Source organism: Nocardia grenadensis (genome assembly GCF_050942415.1).
Lineage (GTDB): Bacteria > Actinomycetota > Actinomycetes > Mycobacteriales > Mycobacteriaceae > Nocardia > Nocardia grenadensis.
In genome coordinates this window covers 1,435,987-1,449,649 of the sequence record NZ_CP192054.1, presented here as the reverse complement: position 1 = coordinate 1,449,649, position 13,663 = coordinate 1,435,987, and the positions used below count along the sequence as shown (strand labels likewise).

11 protein-coding genes and 1 pseudogene are annotated in these 13,663 nt (G+C 68.5%); 8 read left to right on the top strand and 4 right to left on the bottom strand.

The annotated features are described in order from the left end of the window. Positions 1–109 precede the first annotated feature (109 nt). The 6 genes from ACQPYS_RS06425 to ACQPYS_RS06400 all read left to right on the top strand — a co-directional run bounded on the left by ACQPYS_RS06425 (position 110) and on the right by ACQPYS_RS06400 (position 5,837). Positions 110–211 (top strand): Ms4527A family Cys-rich leader peptide, encoded by a 102-nt coding sequence (locus tag ACQPYS_RS06425; RefSeq protein WP_433491969.1) that lies wholly within the window; start codon positions 110–112, stop codon positions 209–211. 123 nt (positions 212–334) lie between these two features. Further along, positions 335–2,068, top strand: a complete 1,734-nt coding sequence (locus ACQPYS_RS06420) for a nitrite/sulfite reductase (protein ID WP_433491968.1) — start codon at positions 335–337, stop codon at positions 2,066–2,068. Beyond that, on the top strand, positions 2,065–2,829 hold the full coding sequence (locus ACQPYS_RS06415) for a phosphoadenylyl-sulfate reductase (RefSeq protein WP_433491967.1): 765 nt from the start codon (positions 2,065–2,067) through the stop codon (positions 2,827–2,829). Before ACQPYS_RS06420 ends, ACQPYS_RS06415 begins: the two co-directional genes overlap by 4 nt. Next, a complete protein-coding gene (gene cysD, locus ACQPYS_RS06410) occupies positions 2,826–3,758 on the top strand; it encodes a sulfate adenylyltransferase subunit CysD (protein ID WP_063037856.1) in 933 nt (310 codons plus the stop codon). The genes ACQPYS_RS06415 and cysD overlap by 4 nt, the downstream gene beginning before the upstream one ends. A gap of 1 nt (position 3,759) precedes the next feature. Next, positions 3,760–5,088 carry a sulfate adenylyltransferase subunit 1 gene (locus ACQPYS_RS06405; protein WP_433491966.1) on the top strand — a complete coding sequence of 443 codons (1,329 nt, stop codon included), beginning with the start codon at positions 3,760–3,762 and terminating at the stop codon, positions 5,086–5,088. Further along, the gene (locus ACQPYS_RS06400; RefSeq protein WP_433491965.1) at positions 5,088–5,837 is read left to right on the top strand and encodes a sirohydrochlorin chelatase; all 750 of its coding nucleotides are present in this window, start codon (positions 5,088–5,090) and stop codon (positions 5,835–5,837) included. The genes ACQPYS_RS06405 and ACQPYS_RS06400 overlap by 1 nt, the downstream gene beginning before the upstream one ends. A gap of 198 nt (positions 5,838–6,035) precedes the next feature. On the opposite strand, the gene ACQPYS_RS06395 is transcribed toward ACQPYS_RS06400, so the two are convergent. Both ACQPYS_RS06395 and ACQPYS_RS06390 read right to left on the bottom strand, forming a co-directional pair. Further along, positions 6,036–6,833, bottom strand: coding sequence for an HAD family hydrolase (locus tag ACQPYS_RS06395; protein ID WP_433491964.1), 798 nt, complete (start codon positions 6,831–6,833; stop codon positions 6,036–6,038). Positions 6,834–6,916: 83 nt separating this feature from the next. Continuing rightward, positions 6,917–9,046 (bottom strand): Hsp70 family protein, encoded by a 2,130-nt coding sequence (locus ACQPYS_RS06390; RefSeq protein WP_433491963.1) that lies wholly within the window; start codon positions 9,044–9,046, stop codon positions 6,917–6,919. Positions 9,047–9,455: 409 nt separating this feature from the next. On the opposite strand from ACQPYS_RS06390, the pseudogene ACQPYS_RS06385 reads away from it, so the two are divergent. Continuing rightward, positions 9,456–9,752 (top strand): annotated as a pseudogene (locus ACQPYS_RS06385) (AsnC family transcriptional regulator); the annotation flags it as partial. Between the two features lie 201 nt (positions 9,753–9,953). Beyond that, entirely contained in the window at positions 9,954–10,658 is a 705-nt protein-coding gene (locus ACQPYS_RS06380) for a hypothetical protein (protein WP_431938735.1), read from the top strand. 26 nt (positions 10,659–10,684) lie between these two features. On the opposite strand, the gene ACQPYS_RS06375 is transcribed toward ACQPYS_RS06380, so the two are convergent. Both ACQPYS_RS06375 and ACQPYS_RS06370 read right to left on the bottom strand, forming a co-directional pair. Continuing rightward, positions 10,685–12,274 carry an FAD-dependent oxidoreductase gene (locus ACQPYS_RS06375; protein WP_433491962.1) on the bottom strand — a complete coding sequence of 530 codons (1,590 nt, stop codon included), beginning with the start codon at positions 12,272–12,274 and terminating at the stop codon, positions 10,685–10,687. 18 nt (positions 12,275–12,292) lie between these two features. Beyond that, a complete protein-coding gene (locus ACQPYS_RS06370) occupies positions 12,293–13,306 on the bottom strand; it encodes an AurF N-oxygenase family protein (RefSeq protein WP_084481210.1) in 1,014 nt (337 codons plus the stop codon). Positions 13,307–13,663: the final 357 nt, after the last annotated feature.

Here is a 13,663-nt window from a genome sequence, read left to right as displayed (position 1 = left end):
GGAAAAATATGACGGCCATCACAAATAGACCTGGCGAACCAGGGGATTTCCCGCCTATTCGCGGAAAATACTGGTAGGGCCGTCGAAACGCGGACTCCGACATGGCACAATGAAGGGTATGCGCGCATCGGGAGTCCGGCTTGTGGCACGTCGCCACGTCGACTACAAGCGCGTCTGTAGCGCTTGTTGTCGGCCCGGCTTCGCCCGGTAGCTCAGCGCCCCTCCCGGATTTCCGGCCCCCGTATTCAAGATTTCGGTCCGCTGACACCGCGGACGCGAGGCCGTTTCCTCGCGCCCTCAGCACGCCTATGCACCACCACACAGGAGCCACCTCATGACGTCGAGCACCGACGCCGATCCCACCGCGAAGCCCGAGGCCGCCGCCCAGCGGCCCACGCGCGCCCGTACCGGCAAACCGGTGCGCCGCCGCGCCGAGGGCCAGTGGGCGCTCGGTTATCGCGAACCGCTCAATCCGAACGAGCAGTCCAAGAAGGACGACAACCCGCTCAACGTCCGCACCCGGATCGAGAACATCTACTCGAAGAACGGTTTCGACAGTATCGACAAGGGGGATCTGCGCGGCCGTTTCCGCTGGTGGGGTCTTTACACCCAGCGCGAAGAAGGTTACGACGGCACCTGGACCGGCGACGAGAACATCGACCTGCTCGAGGCGAAGTACTTCATGATGCGGGTGCGCTGCGACGGTGGCGCGCTGAATGTCGCGCAACTGCGCACGCTCGGTGGTATCTCCACCGAGTTCGCCCGCGATACCGCCGACCTGTCCGACCGCGAGAACGTCCAGTACCACTGGATCGAGATCGAGAACGTGCCCGAGATCTGGAAGCGGCTCGAGGGTGTCGGCCTGCAGACCACCGAGGCCTGCGGCGACTGCCCGCGCGTGGTGCTCGGTTCCCCGCTGGCCGGGGAATCCTTCGACGAGATCCTCGACCCCACGCCCGCGATCGACGAGATCGTGCGCCGCTACATCGGCAAGAAGGAATACTCCAACCTGCCGCGCAAGTTCAAGACCGCCATCTCCGGTCAGCAGGACGTGGTGCACGAGATCAACGACGTCGCGTTCATCGGTGTCGAGCATCCCGAGTACGGGCCCGGCCTGGACCTGTGGGTCGGTGGCGGACTGTCCACCAACCCGATGCTGGCCCAGCGGGTCGGCGCCTGGGTGCCGCTGGACGAGGTACCCGAGGTATGGGAAGGGGTCGTCTCCCTCTTCCGTGACTACGGGTACCGCCGGCTGCGCACCAAAGCGCGGCTGAAGTTCCTGATCAAGGACTGGGGTATCGAGAAGTTCCGCCAGGTACTCGAGGACGAGTACCTGAAGCGCAAGCTCATCGACGGCCCGGCGCCGGAACGGCCCAGCCGCCCCATCGACCATGTCGGCGTGCAGCGGCTGCGCAACGGGCTCAACGCGGTCGGCTTCTCCCCCATCGCGGGCCGGGTCTCCGGCAGCGTCCTCACCGCGGTCGCCGACGCGGTCGAGCGCGCCGGATCGGACCGGATCCGGTTCACGCCGTACCAGAAGATCATCGTGCTCGATATCGCCGACGACAAGGTCGAGCAGCTCATCGCCGAGCTGGAACCGCTGGGCTTGCAGGCGCGTCCCTCGGCCTGGCGGCGCAATCTGCTGGCCTGCAGCGGGATCGAGTTCTGCAAACTATCCTTCGTCGAGACACGCAAACGCTCCCAGGTGCTGGCGCCGGAGCTGGAGCAGCGGCTGGCCGATATCAACGCCGAACTCGATGTGCCGATCACCATCAATATCAACGGCTGCCCGAACTCCTGCGGCCGGTCGCAGATCGCCGATATCGGTTTCAAGGGCCAGCTGGTCGACGACGGCGCGGGGAATCAGGTGGAGGGCTTCCAGGTTCACCTGGGTGGCAGCCTCGGCCTGGACAGTGCCTTCGGCCGCAAACTGCGCCAGCACAAGGTGACCAGCGCCGAACTCGGTGATTACATCGAGCGCGTGGTCCGCAATTTCGTCAAACACCGCGAAGGCGGGGAACGGTTCGCGCAGTGGGCCGTCCGCGCCGAGGAAGCCGATCTGCGATGAAACCCGCGAGCGTCGTGACGGGAGAACCCACTGTGACCACCGAGCAGAAACCGCTGCCCACCAAACTGAGCGCCGATGAACTCCGGCCGCTGGCCGAGCGCGGCGCCGCCGAACTCGGCCCGGATGCCACGGCCGACGAGCTGCTGCGCTGGACCGACGAGAACTTCGGCAGCGGCTATATCGTCGCCTCGAATATGCAGGACGGGGTGCTGGTGCAGCTGGCCGCCCAGGTCCGGCCCGGCGTGGACGTCCTCTTCCTGGACACCGGTTACCACTTCGCCGAGACCGTCGGCACCCGCGACGCCGTGGAAGCGGTGTACGGGGTGAACGTGGTCAACGCCCGCCCCGAGCAGACGGTCGCCGAGCAGGATGCGCTGCTCGGTAAGGATCTGTTCGCCCGCGACGCCAACGAATGCTGCCGGCTGCGCAAAGTGGTGCCGCTGCGCAATTCGCTGGCGCCCTACAACGCGTGGGTCACGGGCATCCGCCGGGTGGAGGCGCCCACCCGGGCAGGCGCCCCGCTCATCTCCTTCGACGAAGGCTTCGGGCTGGTGAAGATCAACCCGATCGCGGCCTGGTCCGACGAGGAGATGCAGGCGTACATCGAAAAGCATTCGATTCTCGTCAACCCCCTGGTGGAGGAGGGATATCCGTCCATCGGCTGCGCTCCGTGCACGCGGAAGCCGGAGCCGGGTTCCGATCCGCGAAGCGGCCGCTGGGCCGGCCTCGCCAAGACTGAATGCGGGTTACACGCCTCATGACCGAAGCCATCACCACCGAACGCTCCGTCGGCCTCTCGGATTTCGATACCCTGGCCGCGCTGGAATCGGAAGCCATCCATATCTTCCGCGAGGTCGCGGGTGAATTCGAACGCCCGGTGATCCTGTTCTCCGGCGGTAAGGACTCCACCGTTCTGCTGCATTTGGCGTTGAAGGCCTTCTGGCCGGCGCCGCTGCCGTTCGCGCTGCTGCACGTGGACACCGGGCACAACCTGCCCGAGGTGCTCGAGTTCCGCGACCATGTGGTCGAGAAGTACGGTCTGCGCCTGCACGTGGCGAGCGTGGAGGACTATCTCGCCGACGGCCGGCTCACCGAGCGCCCCGACGGTATCCGCAACCCGCTACAGACCGTGCCGCTACTCGACGCCATCACCGAGAACCGTTTCGACGCGGTCTTCGGCGGCGGCCGCCGCGACGAGGAACGGTCCCGCGCCAAGGAGCGGATCTTCTCGCTGCGCAACGCCTTCGGCCAATGGGATCCCAAGCGCCAGCGGCCCGAGCTGTGGAACCTGTACAACGGCCGGCACGCGCCGGGCGAGCACGTCCGGGTGTTCCCGCTGTCGAACTGGACCGAACTCGATATCTGGCGCTATATCGCCCGCGAGAACGTGGAACTGGCCACCATCTACTACGCGCACCAGCGACCGGTGTACCAGCGCGACGGTATGTGGATGACCCCCGGTGTCTGGGGTGGCCCGCGGGACGGCGAAATGCTCGACACCCGTTCGGTGCGGTACCGCACCGTCGGCGACGGTTCCACCACCGGGGCCATCCTGTCCGACGCCGCCGACAACGAGGCCATCCTGGCCGAGGTCGCCGCCTCCCGGCTGACCGAACGCGGCGCGACCCGTGGCGACGACCGCGTCTCCGAAGCCGCCATGGAAGACCGCAAACGAGAGGGTTACTTCTGATATGTCCGACCTATTGAGGCTGGCCACCGCCGGTTCTGTCGACGACGGCAAGTCCACCCTGGTCGGACGCCTGCTCTACGACACCAAATCCGTACTCGCCGACCAGATCGACGCGGTGACCCGGGCATCGGTGGACAAGGGTCTGTCCACTCCCGACCTGTCGCTGCTGGTGGACGGTCTGCGGGCCGAACGTGAACAGGGCATCACCATCGACGTCGCCTACCGGTACTTCGCGACCCCGCGGCGGTCGTTCGTGCTGGCCGACACCCCCGGGCATGTGCAGTACACCCGCAACACGGTGTCCGGGGCGTCGACCGCCCAGCTGGTGATCCTGCTGGTGGACGCACGTAAGGGCGTGATCGAGCAGACCCGGCGGCACGCGGCGGTGCTGGCGCTGCTGGGTGTGCCCAAGCTGGTGCTGGCGGTGAACAAGATCGACCTCATCGGTGGGGACGAGCCCAGCGAACAGGGCCGGCAGGCCGCGGCCGCCAAGGTCTTCGCGGAGATCTCGGCGGAATTCTCGCATCTCACCCGGACGCTGGGCTGGTCGGACGAGGATGTGCTTGAGATCCCGGTCTCGGCGCTGCACGGCGACAATATCGCCACCCGCTCGGACAAGACCCCGTACTACAGCGGCCCCTCGCTGATCGAGCATCTCGAATCGGTGCCGGTGGACGCGGACAACTCCGGCGAACACGCGGTGGGGCTGCGTTTCCCCGTGCAGTACGTGATCCGGCCGCGTACCCCGGAATACCCGGACTACCGCGGTTACGCGGGCCGGATCGCGGCAGGTTCGGTGGCTCCCGGCGACGAGGTGGTGGTACTGCCCTCCGGTATCCGCACGACCGTCGAACGGATCGACACCCCAGACGGGGAACTGGCCGTCGCGCAGGCCGGCCGCAGTGTGACGCTGGTGCTGACCGACGAGGTCGATATCTCGCGCGGTGACACCATCGCCTCGCCCGGCGACGCGCCGGAACCCGTCGACACCTTCGACGCCACCGTGTGCTGGCTCGGGGACAAACCGCTGCGTCCCGGCGCCCGGCTGCTGCTCAAGCACGGCACCCGCACCACGCAGGCGATCGTAGGCGCGCTCACCGAACGTTTCGACGAGCAGCGGCTGGCCGCCGAACCGAACCCGGAAACGCTGTCGCTCAACGATATCGGCCGGATCTCGGTACGGGTCGCGGAGGCGATCGCGGCCGACGACTACCGGACCAACCGACACACCGGCAGTTTCCTGCTCATCGACCCGGCGGGCGGGAACACGCTGGCGGCGGGCCTGGTCGGGGATGTGCTCACCGCGGTCGAGGTCGGAACCGAGGCCTGATGCCGGGCGGTCCCACGCTGGTAGCGGTGGCGCACGGCAGCCGGGATCCCCGGTCCGCCGCCACCGTGACCGCGCTCCTGGACCGGGTGCGGGCCGCGCGTCCCGGGACTCCGGCCCACCTCGCCTTCCTCGATCTGAACGCTCCCCCGGTCGGACAGGTGCTGGACTCGGTCGCGGCCACGGGTGAAACCGCCGCGGTGGTCGTCCCACTACTGCTGGGCAGCGCCTTCCACGCCCGCGTCGACCTGCCCGCGCTGATGGCCGGTGCCGCCGCCCGCAACCCGCGGTTGCGGCTCACCCAAGCCGACGTGTTCGGCGCCGACCCGCGCCTGATCGGGGTGTTGCGGGAGCGGGTGCGGGCGGTACGCGACCGGCACGGCTGGGAGGAACCACCCGCGCGGCTCGGTATCGCCTTGGCCGCCGTCGGCTCGTCCGCGGCGGCGGCGAACCGCCGGACCGCTGGGCTGGCCCGCCGATTCGCGGCCCGGACCGGCCATCCCACCGAAATATGCTTCGCCACCGCCGAGCCCACACTCGCGCAGGCGACAGCACGACTCCGGGCCCGGGGCGCCGACCGCGTGCTCGTCGCTCCGTGGTTCCTGGCGCCCGGCCTGCTCACCGACCGGCTACGCGACCAGGATCCGCTGCTACCGCATGCCGAGGTTCTCGGTCCGGACCCGGTGCTCGCCGAGATCGTCTGGGACCGCTACGACGCCGCGCTCGCTCGCGCACTGCCGCTGTCCGCCTGAGGGCACCCGCCTACCGCTCCGGCCCGGCACACCGCCGCCGAGCGCCGCCGGCGGCCGCCACGCTCACTGCGGACGAAGCGAATCCGTCACCGTCACCGACCGGGTCGGCCACCGCCTGCCGAGGCACACGACCGCTTCCGTCCGAGACGGCGTACCGCCGAAACCTGTGTCACATCGGGGCCAGGCCCGAGTGCGGATTCAGAACCAGCGCTCCAGCACCGCGGCCACACCGTCGGCCGCGACATCGTCGGTGACCTCGTCCACCAGGCCGTGCAGTTCGACCGGCGCGTTCGCCATCGCCACCGAATGCCCGGCCCAGGCGAACATCTCGCGGTCGTTGAAACCGTCGCCGATGGCCAGGGTGGCCGCACGCGGGATATCGAGCAGGCGGCGCAGATGTTCCAGCGCCCACCCTTTGGATATCCCGTGCCGGGAAATGGTGAGCCAGGGACCGAATTCGCCGTAGACCCAGCTGACCTCCGGTATTGCCAGCCCCTCCAGCAGCCGGTGCATTTCCTCCGGTGCGCCCTCGGGCCACCAGCAGTTGAGGCGCGGCGTGGGTTCGCTGCCCAGGGTGCGGTCGTCGACCACCACGTAGTCGCCGCCGGCATAGTACTCACCGGGGCTCATTCCGGTGGCCCAGAATCCCTCACCTACCCGTTCGGCGGTGAAGATCATGTCCGGGAACAGCCTGCGCAGCGCGGTGACCGCGGGCGCGGGGTCGAAATGGTGCACCGACACCGGGAGGGCCTGCTCGATATCGATGTGGACGGCGCCGTTGGAACAGATGGCGTGCCCCTGGACGAGGCCGAGTTCGTCGAGCACCGGGCGGGTCGAGATCACCGTCCGTCCGGTGCTCACCACGACGTGCGTGCCGGAGCCGACCGCTGCGCGCACGGCGGCGGCCACCCGGGCGCTCACCCGGGCGCCGGTTTGCAGCAGTGTCCCGTCCACATCGAGCGCGATCAGCCGCGGTGGGCCCCCGTCAGTGTCCACCTGATCGATTGTGCCGTGCCCGGACATCGGCCGGCACCGGGTTTTCCGGAACGGCCCGGGCCGGTCGGTCGTGTCCCGGCGTTTCAGCGGTGCGATCCGCCCCGCGAGGACCCACCGCGGGAGTTTCCGCCGCGGGCGGACCCACCGTCACCGCCCGAGGAGTTCGACCCCTTGGACTTCGACCCGCCGCTGGGCGAACCACCGGCGGAATCCGAACCGGCGGAAGCCGAACCCCCGCCGCCCCATCCCGAATGCCCGCCGAAACCGTGCGAGCCGGCGAACCCGCCGGAGTCATCGGACCCACCGGAGGCGGAGGAATCGGACCCTCCGGAGTGACCGGAGGAGGTTCCGCCGCGATCGGCACCGGCCCCGGCGCCCCCACCGTCCGTGCCGCCGAAGCCGCCCGGGGACCCCGAACCGTATCCACCGTCACCGCTGGCACCCGAGCCCGCCCCGGGACCACCGCCGCTGTCGTCACCGGCCCCGGCGCCGCCCGGACCGTACCCACTGCTGCCGCCGGCCCCGGCGCCGCCGGGACCGTACCCACCGCCGGCGCCCGGACCGTACCCGCCGCCGGCGCCGAGGCCACCGCCGCTGTTGTCACCCGAACCGTAGCCACCCGGAACGGGCCGGCCACCACCCGGCAGACCCTCGGGCCGGCCGCCACCGGCGGAGTCGTCTCCGGAGCCCGGTATCTCGATACCGGGCGACCACCCGCCGGCGCCGCCGGATTCGTCCCCACCGTCGGCCGGACCGCCGCTATCCTCGTCGTCCACCGCCGGTGGATCGCTCGGTTCGGGAGCCGTCGGTCCGTCGTCACCGGGCGCGGGCCGATCCGGGCCGGCTCCGAGGCGCGGTGGGATCAGAACACCACCGTGGCCCGCGGGCGGATGGCCGAATCGCGCGGGATCGTCGTGCCGCGACCGGGTTCCGGGGTGTTCGTCCTCCCGGGTGTGGTGTGTGCCGGTCCCGGCGTCCGCGGGCGCTTCGGGAGCCGGCCCGGCCGGAGCGGGTGCGCGGCCGGGCATCGGTGGCCCGAACGGTCGGGTCAGCGCGGCCGGCGTGATCACCGCGGGAGCGCGCAGCGGTGCGTAGGACACCGTCCAGCCGGTGTCCGACCGTTCCACCCGGGCCTCACCGTGGATCTCGAACTGCACCGCCCCCGGGCTCTGCAGCGGAACCCGGTCCTGGTCGAAATGTTCGGTATCCGCCGGACCGCTACCGAGGATGGTGGCCGCGGACATGGCGACCGCCGAGAAGAGGGCGGCGCCGGAGAAGATCGGTGGATGTTTCATTCCGCGCGAGGCCGCCGGTGCCACACTCTCCGCGGCCATCGCCGCGGCACCGAGTGCGACGCACTGCCCCGAATCGGCGGCAACGGTCACCGGCAGACCCAATTCGGCCAGGGTTTCGGCCACCTGCGGGGGTCGCGCGGCGCCGCCGACCACCAGTACCCGATCGATATCGGAGAGCGCGACACCGGCCGAGCGCACCGCGGACCGGACCACCTCGAGGGAATCCCGCACGTGTTCACGCCGCAGTCCCTCCGGGTTCACGAAGGACATGAGCGATACGGCTCCGGTATCGGGTTCGGCCGGGCCGATGGCCCGATCGCCGGCACAGCGCGCGATCATCGCGCCCAAGGGCCGGGCGCCGAATTCGTAGGAGCGGACCGCATTTCCGACCACCGGGTGATCGGGCCAGTCCGGCCCGGTCCGCACCACGGCGACATCGAGGCTGTTTCCGCCCAGGTCGTAGACGAGCACGAATCCGGTGTCCAACGGCCCGTGTTCGGTATCGAGCCAGTGCGCGGCGGCCACCGGTTCCGGAACCAGCTCGACGTGACCGACCCCGGCGAGATCCAGGCTCTGCCGCAGCAGACCGAGTTGTTTGCGGGTGTATCCGGCCGGATGGGTGGCAACCACTCCGGCCGCCGGTCCGGCGGCCACCAGCCCCTGGACCACCGAGGCGAAGATGGTGGCCGGTGACCAGATCCGCCCGTCCACGTACACCGATTCCGGATTCCGGCCCAAATCGGCGAATTCGTTGACCGCCGTGGAGAACCGGGTGATCCCCCCGAGTCTCGCGGTGCCCCCGCTGTCGAATCCGACAGCGGTTCGTCGGGTGCGGACCACCGGCCGCGCGTCCTGTCCCCCGACCCACGCCGACACCACGTTCACCGTACCGATGCTGATACCCAGCCCAGAAGTCATCTGCCATCCCGTCAACGCACCGTGACCACGTCCTCGAAAGAGCCATGGGCGCGGTCGTCTTCCAAACAGCGACCACAGGTTAGCTGGAACTCCGGCCGGACACCGAATAATCGAGAAGTAAATCCGAAGTTACAGAGAAGCTTTCCCGCCGCGAGGCAGGGGCACCGACCGGGCGGAGCAGCGTGCGCAGCCCGAAAAATTGCTTCTGATCAGCTCATATATGGGGCTATAGCGAGGTTCTAGATGTCCGTCCGACCTGCCGGATTCGTAAACCCCGGTGACGCAGCGTTGACCGAAGACCGGCCCTACTCACCGGTAACGGATCGGTAGCCGTACCCGATTAAGCAATTGTTTTGCCGGAACGCTCTCAACGAAAATACTTTTCGGTCGGCGCACCGCTCGCCGGCCGATGGATGCCGACAGGCGCCGAATTCGTTGCGCCGGAGCTTGTTTCGCGCCTCCGGACCTGCGTATGCGAGAACGGTGGAGTCCTGCGCCATCTGATGGACCGGCGCCGGCGCGGACGGATGTCCGCACTCACCGAGCGGCAGCTCGCCGGGCTACACCCGCCCGAAACAGCGACTCCCGATCCCATTCGGCTCACCGACTGGACCGCAGGCTCTTTCGCGCCCTGTCCACCAACGGCCGGACGGCCTACGCGGATCTGGCCCGGCACGTCGACTGGTCGGAATCCGCGGTGCGGTACCGGGCACACCGCGCGGCGCCGGGCAGCCATTTCCGAGCGGTGAGGTGGCCTGCCCGCATTCGGCTGAAGGAGCTGCGGCAAATTGCCTTCGTCGTCGGCCGGGTGGCTTCCCCGTTCGTGGAAGCCAGACTGCGGACCGGTACGGTCCTCGGTGAGCGCCGTGGTCGGTCGTTGTCGGGAAATTGTCGGGAGAGGACCTGCGTGGTCGACCAGCCGTACCGGCTCGGAGAGCTGTTGCAGAAGCTGAAGAACGTCACACGCGGCATCGCCCACGTTTTCGAGGCTCCTACGCGCAAGGCCGGCGGGATAGCACGAGTGGCGAGCGACGACATCCCCGGCGCCGGGCAGATGACGGATATGGACCCGGGTCCCGGCGGTAGCCGTGGTAGCGCTGTTACCGGGCGATCAGCGGCCGCGCGGCCGTCGGTGCGCGATCTGAAGCGTCACGCCTACGAGCTGTACGACGAATTGGCCGCGCGACTACACGAGAAATGGCGCGCGGAGCGATTACGCGAAGCAGGGGGCGCCGATCGACCGCCCAAGACGGTCGAACACGATCAGGAATGGATCGCCGAACACGGCACCGATCAGGTGTACCTCGTCAGGACGGCCTATCACGACCTACCCTTCGACTACCGACGGGAGAACTACGAGTCGGCGAAGGTGGCCACGGATATCGTCCTCGACGGGCACCTCGCCGGTCGCGACACCGGCACCGCCGAGTTCATGGAAACCGCCGCCGAACGTGTTCATATCGCCTGGCTGGAACGAAATCACGAGCACGCGCCGGCCGATCAGCGGTTGCCCTACGACCGGCTCACCGAGGAGGAGAAGGAAAAGGACCGAGTGGTCGTGCGCGCGGCGCTGGAGCTGATGCAGGAGCGGCTGCGCGGCGGAACACGATAGTGGGCGTGGTCCGCCGCGTGGCGGGTTCAGGTGCGACCGAAGAGGCGGCGGGCCGGCTGCCCGGCACGCAGTACCGCTCCGCCCGGCCGCGCCTGCGGCCGGCGGCCACGCAACAGACCGTCGAATGCCTCGGCACCGCCCGCGGGTTCGGGTAGGCGGCCCGCATTGAAATCGTCGGCCAGTTGCTGCACCGTCTCCTGCGCACAGGACTTGTTGGTACCGATGAAACCTGTGGGCCCGCGTTTGATCCAGCCGGTGACATATGCGCCCGGGAGCACTGCCCCGTCCGGCGCCTCCAGTACCCGTCCGGCCTGGTTCGGGATGACCCCGCGCTGTTCGTCGAACGGCAGGCCGGGTGTGGGCACACCCCGGTAGCCCACCGAGGTGAGCACGAGCCCGGTCTCCAGGAGATCCAGATCGCCGGTGGGCACCGCGCGAACCCGGCCGTCGTCACCGGTCACCAGATCGGTACGTTCCACCTCGATACCAGTGACGGCATCGGGGCCGAGGATACGGCTCGGCGCACTCCGGTACCGGAAGACGATGCGCCGCCGCCCTCCGGACGGCCGCTCGGCGGCCCGGCGCAGCAGATCCAGTTTGCGCTCCACCTGGTACGGCAGGCCCTCGGCGGGCGCAGGCACTTCGCCGTCCACGACGATATCCACCTCCGCGCCCAGCAATCCGACGAACTCCGGGACCGTGAACGCCGATTCGGCGGGGCCGCGCCGACCCAGTATCACGACCTCTTCCACACTGCTGCGCCGCAGCGCCTCGAGCGCGACCGGCGAGATCTCGGTCCCGGCCAGCCGTTCGGGATCGCTGGTCAGAATGCGCGCCACATCGAGCGCGACATTGCCGTTGCCGACGAGGACGACCCGGCGCCGGGAGAGATCGAAATCGTGGTGCTGATGGTCGGGATGACCGTTGTACCAGGCCACGAAGTCGGTGGCGGAGACATTCCCAGCCAGTCCCTCGCCCGGGATACCGAGTTTACGGTCGGTGGACGCGCCGACCGCGTAGACGACCGCGTGATGGTAGGCGAGCAGTTCCTCGTGCGAAATGTGCTTGCCTACCTCGACGTCGAAGTAGGACCCGAATCCCGGCTGCTCCGACATCACATCGAAGAGCTCGGCCACTTGCCGGGTCTTCGGATGGTCCGGCGCCACCCCGTACCGGGCCAGGCCGTACGGGACCGGGAGCCGGTCGAACACTGTCACCTGCACCTCGGGTTGGGTGAGCAGTTCATCGGCCGCGTACATGGCCGAGGGGCCCGAGCCGACCACGGCCACCCGCAGTGGTCCGCGGCCGGTGGTGTCGATCGCCGGCGCCGGCACCGGTGGCGCCAGCAGCGGACGCGAGCGCGTCTGCCGGTAGAAATCGGCGTTGATCGCGATGAACGGCTGCTGCTCCGCGGTCAGCTTCTTCGAGGAGGTGATGGCGTCCACCGGACACGCCGAGGCACAGGCGCCACAGTCGACGCAGGCCGCCGGATCGACATAGAGCATGTCCGCCGTCCGGAAGTCCGGTTCGTCCGGAGTGGGATGGATACAGTTGACCGGACAGGCGTACACGCAGGAGGCATCGCTACAGCACGACTGGGTGACGACATAGGGCATCGAACCGCTACCTGCCGCTCAGGCCGCTTTGCCGGAGACCGCGCGCAGCGGCTCGGAGCGGTACCGGGTGGTGTGGCCGTCGATTCCCAGCGCCTTCCACACCCGCTTGGCGATCGGGTTCATGAGGCCGATCTCCTTGGCCAGGGCGCGTACATCGCCGAAGTAGTCGCTGAAGGTCTGCTTGGCGTCGTCGGACCCGAAGAACAGCTCCTTGCGCACGCTCTCCGGAATATCGAACTCGTCGAAGAACGCCTTGGGCGGCGTCACGATGGCACGGCCGAGGATCCACATGACGATCGGCATGGCCAGCGACAGCACGAACTTGTTGCGGGCCGAGGATTCCGGTACGTGCTTCTTGAGGAACTCGTGGGCGAAGGAGATGTGCCGCGCTTCCTCGGCCACGTGGATGGCCATCACGCCGCGCATGATCGGGTGGACTTCCTCGCCGGAGCGCAGCACTTCCTTCTGGATGTGGTCGATCGGCTCTTCGCCGCCGAGTACGGCCATGAAGAACAGGTTCGGGAAGGCCACCGCCACCGGGACGGCGATATGCCGGATCTGCCGCACCAGCGGTCCCATACCCGGGACATCGACCCCGATCCGGTTCACCATCTCCTGGAACATCAGGGTGTGGTTGTGCTCCTCGATCATCTCGTGGGAGCAGTAACGGAATTCGGGGTCACCGTTGGGCAGGCCGAAGATGTGCTGCATCATGCCGCTGATCAGGATGGCCTCGAACTGCAGGCCCACCTTGGCGACATTGGCCTGTCGGTACTTGCCGAGCGCGATCTTCTTGTCGTGCGACAGCGCCCGGTACCAGGGATGGCGGCCGACCGTGTCCCCGGAGACCGGCAGGATCCAGCGTTCCGGCCGGGCATCGGCGGCGAAGTCGGGATTGTCCCAGTCGATATCGGTGAACGGATCGAAGTTCCGGTTGACCGAGCCCTCCGACAGCAGTAACAGCTTCTCCGCGTATTCCTGAGCCTGCGCGACCAGTTGGTCGTCGGAGACCGTGGTGGCTGAAGACGTCATCGTCACTGCCTCTCGTCGATGATTCGGGCTTACCTGTTTCCCATAGTTACAGCTACGTCCAGGTACGTCAACACGGCTCCCCGCGGCGGCCGGGTCACACCGGGGACGTGGCGAGTATCACTCCAGCTCAGCACCGGGTGGACAGTGGCCGAACAGGCTCAGCGGTACGGAGTAGATGTGGCGGCCCGCGCCGAACACCGCGCCCACTCCGGCTGATCGGCGCCGGTGGGCCCACCTGTCCCGGAGCGACCGAGCGGGGATGATGCGCGAAGCCGTCCAGGGGTCGGCGGCCAACGGGAGCTACCGAGCAGAGGCCTGTTCGGGTTGATCGAGGCGGATATCCGCGCGCCTTTCCGG

Coding starts and splice junctions, on each gene's coding strand:
- ACQPYS_RS06375 (WP_433491962.1), bottom strand. CDS start 12,274: ATGCCCTATGTCGTCACCCAGTCGTGCTGTAGCGATGCCTCCTGCGTG.
- cysD (WP_063037856.1), top strand. CDS start 2,826: ATGACCGAAGCCATCACCACCGAACGCTCCGTCGGCCTCTCGGATTTC.
- ACQPYS_RS06420 (WP_433491968.1), top strand. CDS start 335: ATGACGTCGAGCACCGACGCCGATCCCACCGCGAAGCCCGAGGCCGCC.
- ACQPYS_RS06405 (WP_433491966.1), top strand. CDS start 3,760: ATGTCCGACCTATTGAGGCTGGCCACCGCCGGTTCTGTCGACGACGGC.
- ACQPYS_RS06390 (WP_433491963.1), bottom strand. CDS start 9,046: ATGACTTCTGGGCTGGGTATCAGCATCGGTACGGTGAACGTGGTGTCG.
- ACQPYS_RS06425 (WP_433491969.1), top strand. CDS start 110: ATGAAGGGTATGCGCGCATCGGGAGTCCGGCTTGTGGCACGTCGCCAC.
- ACQPYS_RS06370 (WP_084481210.1), bottom strand. CDS start 13,306: ATGACGTCTTCAGCCACCACGGTCTCCGACGACCAACTGGTCGCGCAG.
- ACQPYS_RS06400 (WP_433491965.1), top strand. CDS start 5,088: ATGCCGGGCGGTCCCACGCTGGTAGCGGTGGCGCACGGCAGCCGGGAT.
- ACQPYS_RS06415 (WP_433491967.1), top strand. CDS start 2,065: ATGAAACCCGCGAGCGTCGTGACGGGAGAACCCACTGTGACCACCGAG.